At 67.9% G+C, this 20596-nt stretch carries 18 protein-coding genes; 10 read left to right on the top strand and 8 right to left on the bottom strand.

The genetic code is table 11. The annotated features are described in order from the left end of the window. Positions 1 to 29 precede the first annotated feature (29 nt). Entirely contained in the window at positions 30 to 2600 is a 2571-nt protein-coding gene (gene mutS / locus L8F97_RS17935; protein WP_242153457.1) for a DNA mismatch repair protein MutS, read from the bottom strand. 59 nt (positions 2601 to 2659) lie between these two features. Beyond that, positions 2660 to 3412 (bottom strand): SDR family oxidoreductase, encoded by a 753-nt coding sequence (locus L8F97_RS17930; RefSeq protein ID WP_242153394.1) that lies wholly within the window; start codon positions 3410 to 3412, stop codon positions 2660 to 2662. Positions 3413 to 3506: 94 nt separating this feature from the next. Between L8F97_RS17930 and L8F97_RS17925 the strand changes: the two genes are divergently transcribed. Beyond that, entirely contained in the window at positions 3507 to 3890 is a 384-nt protein-coding gene (locus L8F97_RS17925) for a winged helix-turn-helix transcriptional regulator (protein WP_242153391.1), read from the top strand. 60 nt (positions 3891 to 3950) lie between these two features. Continuing rightward, on the top strand, positions 3951 to 6209 hold the full coding sequence (locus tag L8F97_RS17920) for an NADP-dependent malic enzyme (RefSeq protein WP_242153388.1): 2259 nt from the start codon (positions 3951 to 3953) through the stop codon (positions 6207 to 6209). An 89-nt stretch (positions 6210 to 6298) separates the two neighbouring features. Here the strand turns inward: L8F97_RS17920 and L8F97_RS17915 are convergent, their stop codons facing one another. Continuing rightward, positions 6299 to 6757, bottom strand: a complete 459-nt coding sequence (locus tag L8F97_RS17915; protein WP_242153385.1) for a hypothetical protein — start codon at positions 6755 to 6757, stop codon at positions 6299 to 6301. 203 nt (positions 6758 to 6960) lie between these two features. On the opposite strand from L8F97_RS17915, the gene L8F97_RS17910 reads away from it, so the two are divergent. Then, positions 6961 to 7509 carry a CHAP domain-containing protein gene (locus L8F97_RS17910; protein ID WP_242153382.1) on the top strand — a complete coding sequence of 183 codons (549 nt, stop codon included), beginning with the start codon at positions 6961 to 6963 and terminating at the stop codon, positions 7507 to 7509. A gap of 78 nt (positions 7510 to 7587) precedes the next feature. Here the strand turns inward: L8F97_RS17910 and msrB are convergent, their stop codons facing one another. The 3 genes from msrB to L8F97_RS17895 form a co-directional block, all read right to left on the bottom strand. Then, a complete protein-coding gene (gene msrB / locus L8F97_RS17905) occupies positions 7588 to 8073 on the bottom strand; it encodes a peptide-methionine (R)-S-oxide reductase MsrB (RefSeq protein ID WP_242153379.1) in 486 nt (161 codons plus the stop codon). A gap of 82 nt (positions 8074 to 8155) precedes the next feature. Then, the gene (locus L8F97_RS17900; protein WP_242153375.1) at positions 8156 to 9406 is read right to left on the bottom strand and encodes an ABC transporter permease; all 1251 of its coding nucleotides are present in this window, start codon (positions 9404 to 9406) and stop codon (positions 8156 to 8158) included. After that, the gene (locus tag L8F97_RS17895) at positions 9403 to 10338 is read right to left on the bottom strand and encodes an ABC transporter ATP-binding protein (protein WP_409929060.1); all 936 of its coding nucleotides are present in this window, start codon (positions 10336 to 10338) and stop codon (positions 9403 to 9405) included. Before L8F97_RS17895 ends, L8F97_RS17900 begins: the two co-directional genes overlap by 4 nt. A 54-nt stretch (positions 10339 to 10392) precedes the next feature. On the opposite strand from L8F97_RS17895, the gene queG reads away from it, so the two are divergent. Further along, a complete protein-coding gene (gene queG / locus L8F97_RS17890; protein WP_242153370.1) occupies positions 10393 to 11517 on the top strand; it encodes a tRNA epoxyqueuosine(34) reductase QueG in 1125 nt (374 codons plus the stop codon). Positions 11518 to 11530: 13 nt separating this feature from the next. Here the strand turns inward: queG and L8F97_RS17885 are convergent, their stop codons facing one another. After that, positions 11531 to 11929, bottom strand: a complete 399-nt coding sequence (locus L8F97_RS17885) for a hypothetical protein (RefSeq protein WP_242153367.1) — start codon at positions 11927 to 11929, stop codon at positions 11531 to 11533. Between the two features lie 82 nt (positions 11930 to 12011). Between L8F97_RS17885 and L8F97_RS17880 the strand changes: the two genes are divergently transcribed. Both L8F97_RS17880 and L8F97_RS17875 read left to right on the top strand, forming a co-directional pair. Continuing rightward, positions 12012 to 12290: a hypothetical protein gene (locus L8F97_RS17880; protein WP_242153364.1), complete on the top strand. Its 279-nt coding sequence runs from the start codon at positions 12012 to 12014 to the stop codon at positions 12288 to 12290. Then, complete coding sequence (locus L8F97_RS17875; protein ID WP_242153361.1) at positions 12287 to 14044, top strand: hypothetical protein; 1758 nt, start codon at positions 12287 to 12289, stop codon at positions 14042 to 14044. Before L8F97_RS17880 ends, L8F97_RS17875 begins: the two co-directional genes overlap by 4 nt. An 18-nt stretch (positions 14045 to 14062) precedes the next feature. Here the strand turns inward: L8F97_RS17875 and L8F97_RS17870 are convergent, their stop codons facing one another. Then, the gene (locus L8F97_RS17870) at positions 14063 to 15280 is read right to left on the bottom strand and encodes a UbiH/UbiF/VisC/COQ6 family ubiquinone biosynthesis hydroxylase (RefSeq protein WP_242153358.1); all 1218 of its coding nucleotides are present in this window, start codon (positions 15278 to 15280) and stop codon (positions 14063 to 14065) included. 123 nt (positions 15281 to 15403) lie between these two features. On the opposite strand from L8F97_RS17870, the gene L8F97_RS17865 reads away from it, so the two are divergent. From L8F97_RS17865 to ribA, 4 genes are all read left to right on the top strand, one after another. Next, the gene (locus L8F97_RS17865; RefSeq protein WP_242153355.1) at positions 15404 to 17743 is read left to right on the top strand and encodes a DNA translocase FtsK; all 2340 of its coding nucleotides are present in this window, start codon (positions 15404 to 15406) and stop codon (positions 17741 to 17743) included. A gap of 85 nt (positions 17744 to 17828) precedes the next feature. Then, positions 17829 to 18437: a LolA family protein gene (locus L8F97_RS17860; RefSeq protein WP_242153353.1), complete on the top strand. Its 609-nt coding sequence runs from the start codon at positions 17829 to 17831 to the stop codon at positions 18435 to 18437. Between the two features lie 268 nt (positions 18438 to 18705). After that, the gene (locus L8F97_RS17855) at positions 18706 to 19512 is read left to right on the top strand and encodes an exodeoxyribonuclease III (protein ID WP_242153350.1); all 807 of its coding nucleotides are present in this window, start codon (positions 18706 to 18708) and stop codon (positions 19510 to 19512) included. Continuing rightward, the gene (gene ribA / locus L8F97_RS17850; protein WP_242153348.1) at positions 19509 to 20570 is read left to right on the top strand and encodes a GTP cyclohydrolase II; all 1062 of its coding nucleotides are present in this window, start codon (positions 19509 to 19511) and stop codon (positions 20568 to 20570) included. The genes L8F97_RS17855 and ribA overlap by 4 nt, the downstream gene beginning before the upstream one ends. Positions 20571 to 20596: the final 26 nt, after the last annotated feature.

Genomic DNA, 20596 nt, shown 5'->3' with positions numbered 1-20596 from the left:
GGCGCGCGTCATCTCCCGATCGTCCGCGCTCAGAGCAGCCCTTTCAGCCGATAGAGCTGCTCCAGCGCCTCGCGTGGGGTGAGCGCGTCGGTGTCGATCGCGGCGAGCGCCTCGCGCAAGGTGTCGGCAGGCGGTGCCTCCTCGATGCGGGCAGCGGCGAACAGCGGCAGGTCGTCCAGCCCCGCCGCGATGCCGCCGGTCTTCGCGCGACCCGCCTCCAGCTTCGCCAGCACCGCCTTTGCGCGCGACAGCGTGGCGGGCGAGAGGCCCGCCAGCCGCGCCACCGCAAGGCCGTAGCTGCGATCCGCCGGCCCCTCGCTTACCTCGTGCAGCAGGACGAGGTCGCCCTTCCACTCGCGCGCGCGGACGTGGTGGAGCGTCAGCGCGTCGCAGCGTTCCGCCAGCCGGGTCAGTTCGTGGTAATGCGTCGCGAACAGGCAGCGGCAGCGATTGTCCTCATGGATCGCCTCCACCACCGCCCAGGCGATCGCGAGGCCATCATAGGTCGAGGTGCCGCGACCCACTTCGTCGAGAATCACGAAGCTGCGTGGGGTCGCCTGTGCGAGGATCGCGGCGGTCTCGACCATCTCGACCATGAAGGTGGAGCGCCCGCGCGCGAGATTGTCCGATGCGCCGACGCGGCTGAACAGCCGGTCGACCAGCCCGAGCGTGGCCGACGTCGCGGGCACATAGGCACCCGCCTGCGCCAGCACCGCGATCAGCGCGTTCTGGCGCAGGAACGTCGATTTGCCGCCCATGTTCGGGCCGGTCACTAGCCACAGCCGCGAATCCTCCGACAGCCGGCAATCGTTGGCGACGAAGCGGTCGCCGCGCTTCGCCAAGGCATCCTCGACCACCGGGTGCCGGCCGCCGGCGATATCGAAACAGGCGTGATCGACCAACGTCGGCCGCACCCAGCCACCCTCGCAGGCGCGCTCGGCGAGCCCGGCCGAAGCGTCGAGCCGGGCGAGCGCATCGGCGGTGGCGGCGATGGCCTCGCGCCTGGCGAGGGCGGCGTGAGTCAGATCCTCCAGATGCGACGCTTCCGCCGCCAGCGCGTGGGCACCGGCCTGCGACACCTTAACCGCCACCTCGTGCAGTTCGGGCGCGTTGAAGCGCACGACGCCCGCCAGCGTCTGGCGGTGGGTGAAGCCGCTGTCCGGCGCCATCAGCGTGTCCGCCACCCGCGCCGCCACTTCGATATGATAACCGAGGACGCCGTTGTGCTTGATCTTGAGCGCGGCGATGCCGGTGCGTGAACGATAGTCCGCCTCCAGCGCCGCGATCGCGCGCCGGCCACCCGCGCCGGCGTCGCGCAGATCGTCCAGCGCGGCGTCATAACCTGCTGCGATATAGCCGCCGTCCGACGCATCGACCGGTGGCATCGGTATCAGCGCGCGCGTGAACAGGTCGATCAACGCACCATGCCCGCGCAGGCGCGGGGCGAGATCGGCGAGCAGCGCGGGCGGCCGTTCGATGCCCCCCAGCTTCTCGCCAAGCGACCATGCCCCGTTCAGCCCGTCTCGCAACTGGCCAAGATCACGCGGGGAGCCGCGCCCCGCCGCGATCCGCCCTAGCGCGCGACCGATATCGGGCAGCGCGCGCAAGGTGGCGCGCAGGCTCTCGCGCAAGCCGCCGTCCTCGCACAGCAACTGCACCAGATCGAGCCGCGCCTCGATCTCTTGCCGATCCACCAACGGCGCGCCGAGATCGGCGGCAAGCGCGCGTGCGCCCGCGCCGGTGACGGTGCGATCGACCGCATCGAGCAGGCTGCCCTTGCGCGCGCCCGCCGTGGTGCAGGTCAGTTCAAGGCTGTCACGGGTGGCGGCGTCGATCGCCATCGCTCCCGCGCTCTGGCGCAGCACCGGTGGCCGGAGGAACGGCAGCGCGCCCTTGGCGGTGTGGTCGAGATAGGCGACCAGCCCGCCCGCCGCCGCCAGTGCGGCGCGATCGAACTGGCCGAACCCGTCGAGCGTCGCGACCCCGTAGAGTTCACGCAGCCGCGCGTCACCGCGCGCGCTGTCGAACCCGGACTTGGGCCGCAGCGATGTCGCCATGTCGGCGAATGCGCTGTCCTCGGCGGCGATGGTCTCGGCTGGCCCGAGCCGCGCGAGTTCCGTGGCGAGGTTGGCGGCGCTCGTCTCGATCAACTCGAACCGCCCGGTCGATACGTCCGCCGCCGCTAGCGCGACGCCGCCGCCCGCTTCCCCGATCGCCACGCACCAGTTCGCCGCGCGTGCGTCGAGCAGCGCTTCTTCCGTCAAGGTGCCGGCGGTGACGACACGCACGATGCCGCGCGCGACCAAGGCTTTCGATCCGCCGCGCTTCTTGGCCTCGGCCGGCGTCTCGGTCTGTTCGGCGATGGCGACGCGGTGCCCGGCCTTGATGAGCCGCGCGAGGTAATTCTCGGCGGCATGAACCGGCACGCCGCACATCGGGATCGCCTGCCCGCCATGCTCGCCGCGCGCGGTGAGCGCGATGTCGAGGCACGCGGCGGCGATCTTCGCGTCGTCGAAGAACATCTCGAAGAAATCGCCCATCCGGTAGAACAGCAGGCAATCCTGCGCCTCCGCCTTCAGGCTAAGATACTGCGCCATCATCGGCGTGGGGGCGGCGGGTTCGGTCACACCCACGCCGATAGGGGTTCGCGGCTATCGGCTCAATGCTGCTGGTTGATTGTCGCGAAGGTCTGGTCGTACCGGCCTTCGCGCTCGGCGTTGCGCAGGAACTTGACCCGCTCCACCGTGTTCTCCGGCCCCTGCGGATGCGCCTCCAGCAATGCCATTGTCTCGGCGATATAGGCTTCGAGCGGCATCGAATTGGGGTTCTCGGCATGGCCGGGCATCAGATCGGTGGCGACGGCGGGCGGCGCGATCTCGATCACGTCGATGCCGATCGGCTCCAGTTGCGCGCGCAAAGACTGGCTCCAGCTATGGATCGCCGCCTTGGTCGCGCAATAGGTGGCGGTCGCCGCCATCGGTACGAAGGCGAGGCCGGATGACACGGTCAGGATCGCGGCGTTGGGCTGCGCGCGCAGGTGCGGCAGCAGCGCGGCGGTCAGCCGGATCGGGCCGAGCAGGTTGGTCGCGATCGTCGCCTCCGCCGTGTCGAGCGCGAAGTCGTCGGCAAGCAGATCCTCCGCCTGCATGATGCCGGCATTGTGGATCACGACGTTGAGCGCCGGATGCGCGGCGGTCACGCTCTCCGCGAACGGCGTGATCGCCGCCGCATCGGCGACGTCGAGCTGCGCGACCGCGATGCCCGGCACCTCGGCGGCAAGCGCTTCGAGCGGTTCGAGCCGCCGACCCGCGACGATCACCGCGTTGCCGCGCTGGTGCAGCGCGATCGCCAGCGCGCGACCGATGCCCGATCCGCCGCCGGTGATGAGGATGGTGTTGCCGGTGATGTCCATGCTGCGTCTCCTTGCTTGGTGGACACGATGTAGCGTGCCGCTTACCGATGGGAAGTAAGCACCGAAAGGTGCGGTACTTACCGCGAGGGAACCGATGGACGCGTCGTTATGCCACCCCGACCTCGATCCGCGCGTCGAGGCGCTCGTCACCGACGTGATCGGCCGCGTCGCCGACAAATGGACGATGATCGTGCTGGAGGCGCTCACCCAGCATCCCGTGCTGCGCTTCTCCGAACTCGCCAAGGAGGTGAGCGGCATCAGCCAGAAGATGCTGACCCAGACGGTGCGCGCGATGGAGCGCGACGGGTTGGTGATCCGCACCGTCCGTCCGGTGATCCCGCCGCATGTCGATTACCGGCTGACCGACCTCGGCCACAGCCTCAGCGAGGCGTTCTGCGGCGTATGGATGTGGGCGGAGGCGAACGTCGACCGGATCGATCGCGCGCGGCAAGACTTTGACACGCGGAAACTGGGATAGCGGCGTTCCCTTTCCCAGCAAGTGGCACTAAGGCGGAACCATCCGGAGAGAGCCTGCGCCATGTCGAACGAATCCAACGTCCAGTTTTCCGAACGCGAAGCCCTGCTGTTCCATTCGGAAGGACGCCCCGGCAAGATCGAGATCATCGCCTCCAAGCCGATGGCGACGCAGCGCGACCTCGCGCTCGCCTATTCGCCCGGCGTCGCGGTGCCGGTGCTGGCGATCGCGCGCGATCCGTCGCTGGCCTATGATTACACCGCAAAGGGCAATCTCGTCGCGGTGATCTCGAACGGCACCGCGATTCTGGGTCTCGGCAATCTCGGTGCGCTCGCCTCCAAGCCGGTGATGGAAGGCAAGGCGGTGCTGTTCAAACGCTTCGCCGACGTCGATTCGATCGATCTTGAATTGAAGACCGAGGATGTCGACCGCTTTATCGACGCGGTCGAGCTGATGGAGCCGAGCTTCGGCGGCATCAACCTTGAGGACATCAAGGGGCCGGAGTGTTTCATCATCGAGCAGACGCTGCGCGAGCGGATGAACATCCCGGTGTTCCACGACGATCAGCACGGCACCGCGATCATCGCTGCCGCAGGCCTTATCAACGCGCTGTTCCTCACCGGCCGCGACATCAAGACCGTCAAAATGGTGATTAACGGCGCCGGTGCCGCCGCGATCGCCTGCGCCGGCCTCATTAAGGCGATGGGGCTGCCGGGCGAGAATCTGGTGATGTGCGATCTGGGCGGCGTGATCTATCAGGGCCGTGAAGGCGTCAACCAGTGGCAGTCGGCGCATGCCGCGATCACCGAGGCGCGCACGCTCGAACAGGCGCTCGACGGCGCCGACGTATTCATCGGCCTGTCGGCGGCGGGCGCTCTGCCGGCGGAATATCTCGCCAAGATGGCGCCCCGGCCGATCATCTTCGCGATGGCCAATCCCGACCCCGAGATCACCCCGCCCGACGCCAAGCGCGCGCGGCCGGACGTCATCATCGCCACCGGCCGTTCGGACTATCCGAACCAGGTCAACAACGTGCTGTGCTTCCCGTTCATTTTCCGCGGTGCGCTCGACGTGCGTGCGACGACGATCAACGACGAGATGAAGCTTGCCGCCGCGCAGGCGCTGGCCGCGCTCGCCCGCCAGCAGGTCGCGGAGGAAGTGCAGCAGGCGTACGGCGTCAAGCACAGCTTCGGCCCGGATTACATCATCCCCGCGCCGTTTGACCCACGCCTGATGGAGATCGTTCCGGTCGCCGTCGCCAAGGCGGCGATGGATTCGGGCGTCGCGACCAAGCCGATCCTCGATATCGACGCCTATCGCCAGACGCTGAAGGCACGCCTCAACCCGACCACGTCGGTGCTGACGCTCGCCTATGAGGGCGCACGCGCGCACCCGAAGCGGGTGCTGTTCGCGGAAGGCGAGGAGGAGACGGTGCTGCGCGCCGCGATCGCGTTCAAGGACGGCGGTTACGGCGTGCCGGTGCTGGTCGGCCGCGATGACGTGCCCGACCGGTTGCGCGCGCTCGGCGTCACCGATCCGGAGACGTACGAACTGCACAACAGCCGCAATTCGCCGCTGGTGCCGCGCATGGTCGACTTCCTCTACGCGCGCCTCCAGCGGCGCGGCTTCCTGCGGCGTGATTGCGAGCGGATGATCAACCAGGATCGCAACATCTTCGGCGCCGTGCTGCTCCAGCTCGGCGAGGCCGATGCGATGATCACCGGCACGACGCGGACCTATGCGCAGACGATGCGCGAGATCCGCCGCGTGATCGATCCGGTCGCCGGGCGGACGCCGTTCGGCATCCACCTGATGGTCGGCCAGACGCACACGGTGTTTCTCGCCGACACCACCGTCAACGAACGGCCGAGCGCGGTCGAGCTCGCCGACATCGCCGAGGATACCGCGCAGGTCGCGCGCCGCATGGGGCATGAGCCGCGTGTCGCGTTCCTCAGCTATTCGACGTTCGGCAACCCCGGCGGCGTGTTCCTCGACAATATCCGCGATGCGGTGAAGGTGCTCGACGAACGCAAGGTCAGCTTCGAATATGAAGGCGAGATGGCCGCGGACGTCGCGCTCAACCCCAAGCAGCTCGCCAACTTCCCGTTCGCGCGACTGTCGGGGCCGGCCAACGTGCTGGTGATGCCGGGCCTGCAATCCGCCAACATCTCCGCCAAGCTGCTGCGCGAACTCGGCGGCGATGCGGTGATCGGGCCGATGCTGGTCGGCATGGAGAAGAGCGTGCAGATCGCGCCGATGACCTCGACCGCGAGCGAACTGGTGACGCTGGCGGTGCTGGCGGCGGGCGGCATCGCGCGCTGACCTCGGTTCGTACGCAACGGCGATGCGTAGCGTCGTGAGCGCCGGACGTACGCGGTGGGTGTGGTCAGGTAGCGTCGCGGCGGCGGCGCTTAGCCGGCGCGCGCCTGCACGAACGCGCTTGACACCCACCCTGATTTGCACGGGCCGGTGTAACCGCGCGCAGTAGCGATCGGGGCATCGACGCCGCAGTCGGCGGCACCGCCGCCGGCGGGCGGCACAACCACCCCCTGCCACCGCTGATCGAGCGAGTGCGAGCATAGCAGCAGCGCGGTTCCGTTGGTCAGCCGCGCGACTTCGCTCGCCTCGGTGAAGGGTGCCGCGCGCAGCGAGAGATACGACTCATTCGTCGGCGACAGATTGACCACGACGCCCGACCCCGCGCAGGCGGCGAACGCGGCACCACCCTCGCCGATCCGTACCGGCTGCACGCCAGGGGAAAGCTGCGCCTCCTGCTCGCCAGCGTTATAGATCGCATCGGCATCACCCGACGATCCGCGCGATGAACACGCGAGGAGGAGCAGGCACAGGACCGGCGCTAGGGCTTTCATATCCGTGATTCTACAGGGTTTCCCGCGATCTGGCGAGCACAGACGCGTGCCAAGCGCACCGAAGCGCGGTGCCGAGAGGCAGTCATCGCCGGTGAAACACGCTTCGTCCTAAAAGGTTCCACGATGAGATGCAGATGGGTTTTCTTTATAACCGCGACCTGCTCAATAGCCTCATCGAAGCCAAATGACCTTTGGGGGGTCGCATGAAATTCCAAGTACTTGCAGCGCGTTTTGCGCTGGTGTTGACGTGCGCCCTGACGATGGCGGCCCCGGCAGCGGCTCAGTTCTGGCAGTGTGCTCCCTATGCCCGCAGCATTTCGGGCATTGAGATCCGCGGTAATGCGAACACCTGGTGGTCGCAGGCCGCCGGTCGTTACGAGCGTGGCCGTGCGCCGAAGGTCGGCGCGGTCCTCGCGTTTTCCTCGACCAGCCACATGCGGATGGGCCATGTCGCGATGGTCAGCGCGGTCGTCAACGATCGCGAAGTTCTGCTCACCCACGCTAATTGGTCGCGTCGCGGGGGTATCGAAACCAACGTTCGCGCGGTCGACGTGTCGGCCAATGGTGACTGGAGCATGGTCAAGGTCTGGTATGGTCCGCAGCACGGTCTTGGCACCAGCGCCTACCCGACCAAGGGCTTCATCTATTCGGATCATCCTGGCCATGGCGACACCGCCGAGCCCGACACGGATATGCCGAAGATGACGCTGGCCAGCGCCACCACGTCGCCGACCAACACCGCCGACTTCTAAGCCTTTCCCCCAAAGGCTTACCAAAACGCCCTCCCGTCGGCAGCGACAGGAGGGCGTTTTCGTAATTCGCGAAGGCGATCAGGCGGGTTTGAAGGTCAGCGCCACGCCGTTCATGCAATAGCGCTTGCCGGTGGGCGGCGGGCCGTCGTCGAACACGTGGCCGAGGTGGCCGCCGCACCGGCTGCAATGCACTTCCGTCCGCGACATGCCGAGCGAGCCGTCGTTGCGCGTCCGCACCGCGCCCGGCAGTGGCGCCCAGAAGCTGGGCCAGCCGGTGCCGCTGTCGAACTTGGTCTTGGAGGCAAACGCGGCCTGTGCGCAGCCGGCGCAGGCGAAGGTGCCGTGGCGATGTTCGTTGTTGAGCGGGCTGGTGAACGGGCGTTCGGTGCCTTCGTGGCGAAGCACGTTGTATGCGGCGGGCGAAAGCTTCGCCTTCCACTGCGCATCGCTCATCGTCACGGCGAAATGCTCCGGCGGACCCGCCACTGCGCCGCGACATCCGAACAACAGGAACGCCGCCGCACCCGAGGCGGAGAGCGTCAGGAAACTTCTGCGATCGTACACCGCTTGCAATCCTCTTTGCCAATGACGTCAGATATATAGGTACGGGCTGCCGCAATGCACGGATGCAACCCTGGCGATCGCGTCAGGCTACACCCTCCTCGACGACGGCGGTCTTGCTGCGTCTCTTGAACCAACTGCCGCTACCCGATTGCAGCACGCCACGCCGGAATGCGCGCGCGCCGAGCGTGATCGCGATCGCGACCCACAACGCCTGCCACGCGAGCGCGAGCAGATGCGGCCAGATGTCGGCGAAGTTCGCGGCATGCGCTGCCATCGCAAACGGCGAGCTGAACGGGAAGATCTCGGCGAAGCGTGTTACCCAGCCATCGTGGCCGCCCGCCGCGCGCAGCGCGAGGCTGAACATCAGCACCTGCACGATGGTGATCGGCAGCGACAGCATCTGGAGCTCGCGCGGGGTGGTCGCCTGCGCACCGACGCCGAGGAATACCGCGCCGAGCAGCATGTACGCCATCGCGAAATAGGCGAAGAACAACGGCACGAACAGCGGCAGGCCGATCGCGGGGCCGATTTCGCCCAGCCCGCCTGCCATGGTGGCGGGCAGAATGGCGGTGATCTGGCTGGCGAGCGTTCCCCAGAAGCCGACGAACAGCACCGCCGAGCCGAACATGCCGAGCAGCTTGCCGAAGAACACCGCCTCCAAGGGCACGGCGGCGGCGAGGATTTCGACCACCTTGTTGTTGCGTTCCTCCGCCATCGTGCCGACCGCCTGACCGGACAACAGCAGCGACAGGAAGAAGATGCCGAACACGCTGAAGAACGCCGCCTGACTATGTCCGCCCGAGGAGGCGCGCGCGCGCGCCACGCTGGTGAAGGTCGCGGTGCTGACCGGTGCGGTGCCGGTGCGATCCGCGCGCAGCGTGCCTTCGGCAAGCTCGGCGAGGTAGCGCGAATCGCCACGTCCTTGCCCGCCGTAGAGGATCTTTGGCGCAGCGAGGTCGCCGTACAGCGCCGCCGTGGTGTCCGGGCCGGCGCCGGAGAAGGCGCGGCGCGCCTGCGCCTGCGGGTCCGCGCCGGGCGTATCGAAGGTCAGCACCGGCGGTTGATCGGAGCGGCCGAACAACTTGCGTAAGCGCGCGTCGGTCGCCCGCATTGCCGCCTGTTGCTGCGGCGCGACGATCGCGACGATCCGCGCCTTCTCCGCCGCGCTGGTCGCCATCGAGGAGGCGCCGAGACCGCCGATCAGCCCAAACGACAGCATGATGACCGGAGACAGCAGGAACAGCAGGAAGGTCGGCGTGAACACCGTCGCCACGAAATCGCGGCGGGCGATGGTCAGCGTCTGGCGGACGATGCGGTTGGAATTGGCGCTCATGCCACCGTCTCCTGCTTGCCCTCTGCCGCCGCGGCGCCGACGATCCGCACGAACGCATCGTGCAGGCCGGGCCGTTCGATCGACAGGCCGGCGATGCCGTAGCCGCCATCGATCAGCCGCCGCAGCGCCGCCTCGACGCCGCCGTCCGGCACCGGGAAACGCCAGCCGTCGTCGCCGTGGACGGCGCCTTCCGGCAGATGCGCGGCAAGGTCGGGCCCATCACGATCCGGCACGTAATGCGCGCGCATCGGCAGGAGCCCACGCGCCTGTGCGACGGTGCCCTCGAAGCGGTGTTTGCCGCCGGCGATGATGACGAGACGGTCGCACAGCCGTTCGGCATGCGCCATGACATGGGTGGACATCACGATCGTCGCGCCGCGATCCCGCTCGGCAAGGATCAGTGCTTCCAGGCGCTCCTGGTTGACCGGGTCCAGGCCGGAGAACGGTTCATCCAAGACGAGCAATTCCGGCTGGTGCACCACGGAGCCGAGCAACTGGACGAGCTGCGCCATGCCTTTGGAAAGCTTTCGGATCTTCGTGTCGGCGGCGTAGCCGAGGCCGGCGTTCTCCATCAATCCTACCGCGCGTTTTCGACCGGTCTTGAGGTCCAGGCCGCGTAGCGCCCCCATGAAGGCGATCGCATCCTTGGCGCGCATCGCGGGGTAAAGCCCGCGTTCCTCGGGCAGATAGCCGACACGGTCGCTGGCATCGCGCGGGTGGCTGTGGCCGAGCAAGGTCCGCTTGCCGCCATCGGGTTCGATGATGCCGAGCAGCATGCGCAGCGTCGTCGTCTTGCCCGCGCCGTTCGGGCCGAGCACGCCGTAGATCGCGCCGCCGGGCACGCTTACGTCGACGCCGTCGACCACGCGCTTGCCACCGAAGTTCTTTACGAGCCCACTCGCGCTGATCGCCAGATCGCCTGCCACTTGCATCCTTCCGTGCACACGCGGTTTCCGCGCGCCGCTGCAACGTGGTAGCGGGCATCGATGCGCGAACACAAGCAGCTAACGGCCGGACTGAAGGCGAAGGCGGCGGAGCTGGGTTTCGCCGCCTGCGGAGTCGCGCAGGCCGATATCTCGCCGCGCGTGAGCGAGCGGTTGCACGCGTGGCTCGCCGAGGGGATGCACGGCGACATGCTGTGGATGGCGGAGCGGGCCGGGCAACGTGAAAGTCCGGGCGCGCTGTGGCCGGAGGTGCGCAGCGTCATCGCCTTGGGGATGAGCTACGCACCGGCTACGGACCCATTGGCGCTGGCCGACGAGGGGCAAATCGGGCGTATCTCCGTCTATGCGCAGGGCAGCGACTATCACGACGTCGTCAAGCGTGCGCTGAAGGCACTGGCGCGCTGGTTGGTGGCGGAGGCGCCGGGCGCGGACGTAAAGGTGTTCGTCGATACCGCGCCGGTGATGGAGAAGCCGCTTGCCGAGGCGGCGGGACTCGGCTGGCAGGGCAAGCACACCAATATCGTCAGTCGCGACGGCGGAAGCTGGCTGTTCCTGGGCGCGATCTACACCACGCTCGATCTGGTGCCCGATGCACCGGGTGGGAACGCTTGCGGCTCATGCGACGCCTGCCAGCGCGCTTGCCCGACCGATGCTTTTCCTGCGCCCTATCGGCTCGATGCGCGGCGGTGTATCTCGTATCTCACGATCGAACATGCCGGGCCGATCCCGGTCGCGTTCCGTGAAGGGATCGGCAACCGCATCTACGGTTGCGACGATTGCCTCGCGGTCTGCCCGTGGAACAAATTCGCGCAGAGTGCCGCCGCCAATCGGGCTTTCCTGCCGCGCGCGGAGCTGGTCGCGCCGGCGCTCGCCGATCTGCTGTGCCTGAGCGATGCGGACTTCCGCACGGTGTTCGCAGGATCACCGATCAAGCGGATCGGGCGGGACCGGATGGTGCGCAATTGCCTGATCGCGGCGGGGAACAGCGGCTCGGCGGCGCTGGTGGTGCCGGTGACGCGGTTGCTGGACGACCTTTCTCCGGTTGTACGCGGCGCGGCGGTGTGGGCACTTGGGCGGCTTGATGGCGCGCTGGCCGGGGCGGAGCGGACAGCCCGCGCGGCGGGCGAGGCGGATCCGGGTGTTTGCGCGGAATGGGCGGCGATCTGACGATGGCGCGCCTTCAGCTTCCCGCGTAGATCTCGACGACCAGCGCGCGCGCGACCGCCGGCTCGGCGCCGTGCAGCGCGGCGGTAAGGTCGTGCGCGAGTTGCTCGGCGTTTACCGCTTCGGCGGGGGAGGCGTAGAGGCGCGAGAATTCATTGCCGGCGCTGGTTGCTACCGCGCGCAGTTGCGGGGCCTGCGCTGCCAACCGCGCCGCGCCGGCTGCGTCGCTGGCTTGCAGCACCAGCTTGAAGCGCAGCTTGCCCGAGATGCGATCGGCATCGACGATCGGTACGGTGATGCTGTCCATCGGCACGAGGTTCTGCGTGTTGCCCGCAGCTTTCTCGCCACCTGACGCGGCGGCACTCTGCGGAAGCAGCGCCGCGGCGAGGGTGAGGATGGGCAGTTTGATCCGCAACGTAGAACTCCATTCGGCGCGCACCGCAGCATCGCTGCGCCGTTACCCTCCTATAATAGCATCAAAAGCAGGATGTCGTTTGATGAGCCGTGATCAGAAACCAGGCAAGGTGCGCCATGTCGGCGCGGTGCAGGAGCGTCGCCAAAGCGATGCCGCCGCCCAGCCGAATGCCGGCGCCGGTGCGACGAACGGCGGTGGGGCGGGGGCGACTGCTGCCGGGTCTGCTGCCGCCGATGCGGCCACGCCTGCGGCCAAAGGTGGCGGCATGGGAATGATCGCCATCGTGTTGTTTCTGGTGTTCGCCGGCGTCGGTGGCGGCGGTATCGTCGCGCTCGCGCCTGTTCTGGGATTATGGCCATGAAGCGCGCGCTTCGCATCGCCGCGCTGCTGCTCGGCAGCGCGAGTGCCGTCGCAGCGGGCGCGGTCACGGCGGGCGTGCCGGTGGCGCGACTGCCGGGGTTCGCGGCGGTGCTCGCCAATGCCGCCGTGCCGGCCGGGCCGGGTGGTTGGCAGGTGATCGACGGTGAAAAACTACGCAGCGAACTGGTGCGCGGTGGTCGTGCCGGGCGGCAGGCGGCGCGCTGGGACATGGCGCGCAGCTTCCTCGGCCGGGCGCATGGGGCGGAGGCGCTCGGTGTGCTCGAGGTGATGCAGCAGGATGATCCCGATCTCGCGCTCGTGCCTGCGTTCCTGCTTGCCAAAGGTGCGGCGCTGACCTTGCTCGATCGCCCGGTCGAGGGGCTGGCCGCGCTGAATGCGCCGATGTTGGCGGACAATGCGGAGGCCTGCGCGTGGCGGTTGCGGCTGTTCGCAGCGCAAAATACCATGGGCGATGCCGCGCTGGCGCAGGTCGGCTGCGCGCTGCCGGCGATGCAGGCGCGGGCCGGCGGCGCACGGCGACCATTCGTGCTGGCGGTCGCATCCGCCGCGCTTCAACAGAACCAGCCGCAGCGCGCGCTGCACTGGCTGGGGATGCTCGGCGACGGCGATGTTCAGGCCAATCTGCTGCGCGGGCAGGCGTTATATGCCAGCGGCGACGCGCAGAACGCCCGGCTGCGGCTGGCGCGCGTGGAGCAGGCCGGCACCGAGGAACAGCGCATCGATGCCAAGCTGAGCGGGATCGAGGCGGCGGTGGCGCATGGCCAGACCTCGCCGGCGATGGCGAAACAGATCGACCAGATCCGATTCGAATGGCGCGGCGGCGATATCGAGGAGCGCGCGCTGCGGGTCGGCTACAAGCTCGCGGGCGCATCGAACGATCTGCGCGGCGAACTTTCGAGTGGTGCGCCGTTGATCCGCTATTTCGCGATCGGCAAGGATGCCGGGCCGATGCTCGCGCAGTTGCAGGCCGCACTCGGCACCGCGATCGCGCCGGACAGCAAGCTGTCGACCGGCGACGCCGCCGGGCTGTTTTGGGACTACCGCGATTTGGCGCCAGGTGGTGCGGCGGGCGATGCGATGCTCAACCAGCTCGCCGGGCGGTTGCAGGCGGCGGGGCTGTTCGAACGCGCGGGCGATCTGCTCGCCTATCAAATGAACTCGCGCGCGCAGGATATCGAGAAGGGGCCGGTGTCGGTGCGGGTGGCGAGCCTCTACATCCTTGCCGGCAAGCCCGACCGTGCGCTGAAGGCGTTGCGCGATACCGCAGCGCCGCCCTATCCCGACGACATGCGCTACGCCCGGCAGCGGGTGGAGGCGGTGGCGCTGTTCCAGCTCGGCCATCCTGATCAGGCGATGGCGGTGCTCGACACGGTGCCGGGGTCGGAGGGGATCAAGTCCGAAGTGGCGTGGCAGAGCCGCGACTGGACGACGCTTGCCGACGCCAAGGTGGGCGCCGCGCGCGGCACGCTCGCGCCCGTCGATCAGGCGCTGGTGCTCAGGCGCGCCGTGGCGCTGGGGATGCTCGGGCGCGAGCCGGACCTGGCCAGGCTACGCGCGCAATATGTCGGGGGCTTTCGCGGCACGGCGGCGGCGGCGTCCTTCGATCTGCTCACTCAGCCGGTCGGCAAGCTGACGCCCGACACGATCGCCAAGGCGATGGCGGCGATCCCGGCGGCAAGCCCGGCGGGGGATCTGGCGGATCTGTTCGCCGCCAGGGGAGCGCTGTCGAGCTAGGCGAAGACGCGGAACAGGCTAGACCATCATCCCTTGCAACAGCTTGGGCACGTCGCCGCTTTCGCCGCGCGCTTCCGCCATGAAGCGATTCTTCAGCGGCGGCAGCCGGTCGACCGCCGCCAGCCCGAACCGGCGCGCCGCGTTGGCGGTCTTGCCGGGAATGCCGAACAGGCGGGTCAGCCCATCGGTGGCGGCGGCAACCATGAACGTGTCGAGGCTGCGCCACCGCTCGTAGCGCGCGAGCAATTGCGAATCGCCGAGATCGAGCCCGGTGCGCTTGCCGTCGACCAGCACTTCGACCAACGTCGCGACATCGCGGAAGCCGACGTTGACGCCTTGTCCGGCAATCGGGTGGATGCCGTGCGCCGCATCGCCGACCAGCGCGAGCCGCTCGGCTGTGATGGTCGCGGCATGGTGGAAGCCCAACGGATAGCTCCAGCGGTTGCCGAGCGGGCCAAGTTTGCCCAGAAACCCGCCCATCTTCTTGTCGCATTCGGCAAGGAAGCCGCGTTCGGACAGCTTGACCATGCCCGGCGCCTCATGCCGCTTGACCGACCATACGATCGCCGAGCGGTGGCCCTGATCGTCATCGTTGAGCGGCAGGATCGCGAACGGTCCCTGCGGGTAGAAAATCTCGAACGCGATGTTCTCGTGGCTATGTTCGTGGTGCAGCGAGGTGACGATCGCGCTGTGGTCGTACTGCCAACGCGCCACCTTCAGCCCCGCCGATTCGCGTGTCGGCGAGTTGCGGCCCTCCGCCGCGATCAGCAGCGGCGCGCGGATCACGTCGCCCGAATCGAGCGTGACCGTGACACCGTGCGCGTCGCGGACGGTGGAGACCGCGCGCGTCTTCATCCGCACCTCGACGCCCGGCGCGGCTTGTGCCGCCTCGAACAAGGCGCGGCGCAGCAGCCGGTTCTCGAACATCGTGCCGAGCGCGGTTTCGCCGTCTTGCGGAGTGAAGTCGAGCTTGCCTGGATCGAGCCCGTCGCTCACCCGGATGCCCTGGATCGGGCAGCCCGCCCCCGCCAGCCGATCGAGCACGCCGATCGCGCCGAGCATCCGATGCGGTGCGCTCGCGATGGCGGAGGCGCGCCCGTCGAAGCCGGCGGCGAGGATGACCTCCGGATCGGCGATGTCGATGACGATCGCGCCGAGGCCATGCGCCGACAAAGCGACGGCCAGCGCGCTGCCGACCAGCCCGCCGCCCAGAATGATGACGTCTGCTTGGTTCATGTGCGTTGATGTAGCGCCTGGGCGGCGATGCGCCAGACCTTCCGTGTCCGCTGCCCGCAAACTTGACGCCGCACCCCACACGCGCGATGATGGAACCAACAGCGCACATTCAGGGAACTTATCATGGCGAGCCGCGTGCAGCCGCCGCTTTGGCGTGAAACGGTGAAGGCGGGCGCGATGCGCAGCAGCCGGGTGATCGGCGCCATGGCGATCGTGCTTGGGCTGATCGCGTTCGTGGTCGCGCTGGCGAGCTATCATTCGGGCGATCCGTCGTTCAACACCGCTTCGGCAGGTCCGGCGCGCAACTGGCTGGGGCCGGTGGGGGCGTGGGCGGCGGACATCACGCTGTTCCTGTTCGGGCCGATCGTCGTGCTGATGATGCCGGTAATGGTGCTGATCGCGATGCGGCTGTGGCGTGACGTGCCGGTCGGGCGCTGGCGGCTGATGCTGCTGCTCGCGACCTCGGGCGTGATGCTGATGGGGACGACGCTGGCGCTGATTTCGGCGACGGCGGTGCTGTGGCTGCCGGCCGGCTTCGGGGGGCTGGCCGGGCTGACGCTCGCCGACCTGATCCGCTTCGCGCTCGGCTTCATCCCGAACCAGCAGGCGATGCTGTGGACGGCGCGCGGAATCGGCACGCTGGTGGGGCTGGGCGGGCTGGCCTGCTGGGCATCGAGCTTCGTCGTCGGGCTGGACGGGGCGACGATCAAGCGTCCGCTCAGGGCACTCGCCGACTTGCGTGAACGCTCGGCCGAACGCGCGTTCGCGGCGGACGACGATGACGAGTTTTACGAGGTTGAGGACCGGCGCCGCGCCACCCCGGACGCGCCGCGCATCACCGTGCCGCGCGCGGTCGCCGCGCCGGACGAGCGGCCCGCGCCGGTCATCAGCGATCGCACGATGGCGGCGGTGGCGGCACCGCGCCCGAAGGCGCAGCAGACCTCGTTCGATCTCGGCGACAGCTCGCAGCTGCCGTCGATCGACCTGCTCAAGCCAGCACCCGCGCCGACGGGCGGGCCGATCGACAAGGCCGCGCTGGAACGCAATGCCCGGCTGCTCGAATCGGTGCTCGACGATTTTCATGTGAAAGGCTCGATCGTCAACGTGCGGCCCGGACCGGTCGTGACGATGTACGAACTGGAGCCGGCGCCCGGCATCAAGGCCAACCGCGTCATCCAGCTTGCCGACGATATCGCGCGCAACATGTCGGCGATCTCCGCGCGTGTCGCCACCATTCCAGGGCGCACCGTGATCGGCATCGAACTGCCCAACGCGCGGCGCGAGATGGTAGGCCTGCGCGAACTGATCGAGGCGATCGAGGATGAGCCTGGCGGTCTGCCGCTGGTGCTCGGCAAGAATATCGCCGGTGACGCGGTGATCGCCAATCTGGCGCCGATGCCGCACCTGCTCGTCGCGGGTACTACCGGTTCGGGCAAGTCGGTCGGCTTGAACAGCATGATCCTGTCGCTGCTGTACCGGCTGCGGCCCGACCAGTGTCGCATGATCATGATCGATCCGAAGATGCTCGAACTGAGCATGTACGAGGATATCCCGCACCTGCTTTCGCCGGTCGTGACCGATCCCGCCAAGGCGGTGCGTGCGCTGAAATGGGCGGTCGAGCAGATGGAGGATCGCTACCGGCAGATGTCGTCGGTCGGCGTACGCTCTCTCGCCAGTTTCAACGACAAGGTGCGGGCCGCCAAGGCCAAAGGGCAACCGCTCGGGCGGAAAGTGCAGACCGGTTACGATCCCGATACCGGCGCGCCGACCTATGAGGAGGAGACGCTCGACTACCAGATCCTGCCGCAGATCGTCATCATCGTCGACGAGCTCGCCGATCTGATGATGACCGCGGGCAAGGAGGTCGAGTTCCTCATCCAGCGGCTCGCGCAGAAGGCGCGTGCAGCCGGGCTTCACCTCATCATGGCGACGCAGCGGCCGTCGGTCGACGTCATCACCGGCGTCATCAAGGCGAACCTGCCGACGCGGATTTCCTTCCACGTCACCTCCAAGATCGATTCGCGCACCATCCTCGGCGAACAGGGCGCGGAGCAGCTGCTCGGTAAGGGCGACATGCTCTACATGCCCGGCGGCAAGGGCATCGTGCGTGTACACGGCCCGTTCGTGTCGGATGACGAGGTGCATGCGGTGGCCGACCACTGGCGTTCGCAGGGGCGGCCCGACTATATCTCCTCGGTCACCGAGGAACCGGCGGAGAGCTTCGCGATGGACGGCGCGCCCGCTGGCGAGGATTCGGCGGAGGACCAGCAGTATCGCAGCGCGATTCAGTTGGTGTGCGAGAGCCAGAAGGCATCGACCTCGTGGCTGCAACGCCAGCTCCGCATCGGCTACAATTCGGCGGCGCGGCTGATCGAGCGGATGGAGAAGGACGGTATCGTCGGCCGTCCAGACCATGTCGGCCGCCGCGAGGTACTGCGCGACCGCGAGGGGCAGCCGGTCTGATCCGCTGAACAACGCCTGCCTCATGCGTTAAGAGCGGGTTCAAGCCGCGCCAGCTAGGTGCGGTCCCCGATTTCAGGAGTTCCCCATGATCCGTTCGCCGGCCTGGGCGCTGTTCGCCGCGCCTGCCCTTCTTGCCGCCGCGCCCGCCAGCACCGAACTCGCGCAAGTGCAGCAGCATCTGCGCGCGATGAAGACGATGACCGCCGATTTTGCCCAGACCGATCGCAACGGCAAAGTGGTGACCGGCACGCTGACGCTGAAGCAGCCTGGCAAGATTCGCTTCCAGTATCAGAAGGGTGTTCCGATCCTGATCGTCGGCGACGGCAAGGCGCTGACCTTCATCGACTATTCGGTACGGCAGGTGCAGCGCTGGCCGATCGGGTCGACGCCACTTGGCATCGTGCTCAACCCCGACAAGGACATCAGCGGCATCGCCCATGTTGTCGATACAGGCGACCCGCGCATCGTCTCCGTCGACGCGAGCGACCCGAAGCACCCGGAGTTCGGGCGGATCAACATGGTCTTCATCCGCGACGCGGCGGCGCCGGCGGGGCTGCGGCTGGAGGGCTGGATCGCGCTCGATTCGCAGAGCAACCGCACGACTGTCCGCTTCTCCAACCAGCATTTCAATGTTCCGGTCAGCGACGGCATGTTCCGCTGGAACGATCCGCGCAGCAAATCTCCGAAAGGCTGACGGTGACGCAAATGTCATCCAAATCGCCCAAGTTTTGTCGTTCCCGTTCATAGTGGCGACAGGTTCGCGCGCCTAAACGGGCGATGCGGTTGCGGGGACCTTGAGATTCCCCCTGTTGCTTAAGGCTCCGCTCCCCGCCTGCGTGACGAACGCCGGTCGGCCCTCGCTCCATGCCCCCGGAGCGAGGGCCTTTTGGTTTCTGGTAACGTGCGCCGCACACCAGCGTGACCTACTGGCGCGGGGCTGACGGCATCGCTACATCCCCGCAATGATTTCGACTGCTGCCGATACGCTGAAGATCGTTTCCTGGAACATCAATTCGGTGCGGTTCCGCATCGAAATTGTCGAACAGTTCCTCCGCGAAGTGTCGCCCGACATCCTGTGTCTGCAGGAAACCAAGGTGATCGACGGCGATTTCCCGACCGCGCCGTTCAAGGCGCTCGGCTACAAGCACATCACCCTGCACGGGCAGCGCATGCACCACGGTGTCGCGATCATCAGCCGCGTGCCGCTGGTCGAGGACGACCGCTTCGACTGGCAGGCCAACCGCGAGGCACGTCACGTTGGCGTGCGGCTGGAAAACGGCATGCGGATCGAGAACGTCTACGTGCCAGCGGGCGGCGACGTGCCGGACCGGGAGGTGAACGCGAAGTTCGGGCAGAAGCTCGACTTCGTTGAGCGCATGATCGGCTGGTCGCGCGATCTGAGCGTGCCGACGCTGCTGGTGGGCGATTTCAACATCGCGCCGCTGCCGTCGGACGTGTGGGGGCACAAGCAGTTGCTGAACACGGTCAGCCATACGCCCATCGAGGTCGATGCGCTGGAACGGCTGCGCGCGTCGAATAGCTGGGTCGATCTCGGACGGCACTTCTACCCTGCGCCGGCGCGGCTGCATACGTGGTGGAGCTACCGCTCGCCCGATTTCACCGTGAACGATCGCGGGCGCCGGCTCGACCATATGTGGGCGACCGCGGACGTGGCCACGAAGGCGGCATCGCACACCGTGTTCGAGGGCTGCCGCAGCTGGCTGAAACCGTCCGACCATGTACCGATCATGACCGAGTTTCGCGCATGAGCGACGCGAGGGCAACCGCGATGGCGATCGACGCGCTCCGGCGTGGCTGGCCGATCGCGATCCGGGGCGCGGACGGTATGCTCGCGCTGCTGCCGATCGAAACCGCCGATCCGGCACGGCTCGCGGCGTTCGATCCCGCCGGCAGCGCGCCGGTGCTGCTCAGTGCCGGGCGGGCGATGACGCTGAAGCTCGCCAACCAGCGCGCGGCGGCAGCGCCCGACGCGCCGGTGCTGGTGGAGCGCGTGGCTTGGCTCGACTTCGCCACCGCCACGGCGCTGGCCGATCCGCAGCTCGATCTTGGCACGCCGCTGAAGGGGCCGTTCCGCGCTATCCCGGTTGCGCAGACGCAGGCGGCGGGCGCGGCGCTGACGCTGGCGCGGATCGCGGGGATGCTGCCGGCGTTCTTCGCGGCGGCGGACGGATCGGCCGCGCTGACCATCACGCCGGACGATATCGCGTGCCATGAGGATGCCTCCCGGCTGACCGTCGCCACCCATGCCCGCCTGCCGGTGGCGGGTGCGGAGCAGGCCGAGATCTACGCGTTTCGCACGCCCGAGATGCCGGGCGAGCATGTCGCGCTGGTGATCGGGACGCCGCATGGCCAGCCGCCGTTGGTGCGGCTGCACAGCGAATGCCTGACCGGCGACGTGCTCGGCAGCCTGAAGTGCGATTGCGGGCCGCAGCTCGATGCCGCGATCGCCGCGATCCAGGCGAGCGGCTGGGGCATCCTGTTGTACCTGCGGCAGGAGGGGCGCGGCATCGGCCTCATCAACAAGCTGCGCGCTTATGCGTTGCAGGATCAGGGGTTCGACACCGTCGATGCCAACACGCGGCTTGGTTTCGCAGTCGATTCGCGGAATTTTGCGGTGGCGGCGCGCATGCTGACATTGCTCGGGCAGGAGCGGGTGCGGCTGCTCACCAACAACCCGGAGAAGGTCGCGCAGCTCGAGGCGGCGGGGGTTACCGTGGTCGAGCGCGTGCCGCATGTGCTGCCATCCAACCCGCACAACGCACAGTATCTCGCCACCAAGCGCGACCGCACCGGACACCAGTTCTGAGGCGCTTCGCCGGTTCGGTGCGTTGT

Origin of the sequence: Sphingomonas sp. BAUL-RG-20F-R05-02, from assembly GCF_022662305.1 — a bacterium.
GTDB lineage: Bacteria > Pseudomonadota > Alphaproteobacteria > Sphingomonadales > Sphingomonadaceae > Sphingomonas.
This window is presented reverse-complemented; position numbering and strand designations above follow the sequence as displayed.

Excerpts from the sequence above, each read along its gene's own strand:
- mutS (WP_242153457.1), bottom strand. The coding sequence starts at position 2,600 with ATGATGGCGCAGTATCTTAGCCTGAAGGCGGAGGCGCAGGATTGCCTG.
- L8F97_RS17930 (WP_242153394.1), bottom strand. The coding sequence starts at position 3,412 with ATGGACATCACCGGCAACACCATCCTCATCACCGGCGGCGGATCGGGC.
- L8F97_RS17925 (WP_242153391.1), top strand. The coding sequence starts at position 3,507 with ATGGACGCGTCGTTATGCCACCCCGACCTCGATCCGCGCGTCGAGGCG.
- L8F97_RS17920 (WP_242153388.1), top strand. The coding sequence starts at position 3,951 with ATGTCGAACGAATCCAACGTCCAGTTTTCCGAACGCGAAGCCCTGCTG.
- L8F97_RS17915 (WP_242153385.1), bottom strand. The coding sequence starts at position 6,757 with ATGAAAGCCCTAGCGCCGGTCCTGTGCCTGCTCCTCCTCGCGTGTTCA.
- L8F97_RS17910 (WP_242153382.1), top strand. The coding sequence starts at position 6,961 with ATGAAATTCCAAGTACTTGCAGCGCGTTTTGCGCTGGTGTTGACGTGC.
- L8F97_RS17900 (WP_242153375.1), bottom strand. The coding sequence starts at position 9,406 with ATGAGCGCCAATTCCAACCGCATCGTCCGCCAGACGCTGACCATCGCC.
- L8F97_RS17895 (WP_409929060.1), bottom strand. The coding sequence starts at position 10,338 with ATGCAAGTGGCAGGCGATCTGGCGATCAGCGCGAGTGGGCTCGTAAAG.
- queG (WP_242153370.1), top strand. The coding sequence starts at position 10,393 with ATGCGCGAACACAAGCAGCTAACGGCCGGACTGAAGGCGAAGGCGGCG.
- L8F97_RS17880 (WP_242153364.1), top strand. The coding sequence starts at position 12,012 with ATGAGCCGTGATCAGAAACCAGGCAAGGTGCGCCATGTCGGCGCGGTG.
- L8F97_RS17875 (WP_242153361.1), top strand. The coding sequence starts at position 12,287 with ATGAAGCGCGCGCTTCGCATCGCCGCGCTGCTGCTCGGCAGCGCGAGT.
- L8F97_RS17870 (WP_242153358.1), bottom strand. The coding sequence starts at position 15,280 with ATGAACCAAGCAGACGTCATCATTCTGGGCGGCGGGCTGGTCGGCAGC.
- L8F97_RS17865 (WP_242153355.1), top strand. The coding sequence starts at position 15,404 with ATGGCGAGCCGCGTGCAGCCGCCGCTTTGGCGTGAAACGGTGAAGGCG.
- L8F97_RS17860 (WP_242153353.1), top strand. The coding sequence starts at position 17,829 with ATGATCCGTTCGCCGGCCTGGGCGCTGTTCGCCGCGCCTGCCCTTCTT.
- L8F97_RS17855 (WP_242153350.1), top strand. The coding sequence starts at position 18,706 with ATGATTTCGACTGCTGCCGATACGCTGAAGATCGTTTCCTGGAACATC.
- ribA (WP_242153348.1), top strand. The coding sequence starts at position 19,509 with ATGAGCGACGCGAGGGCAACCGCGATGGCGATCGACGCGCTCCGGCGT.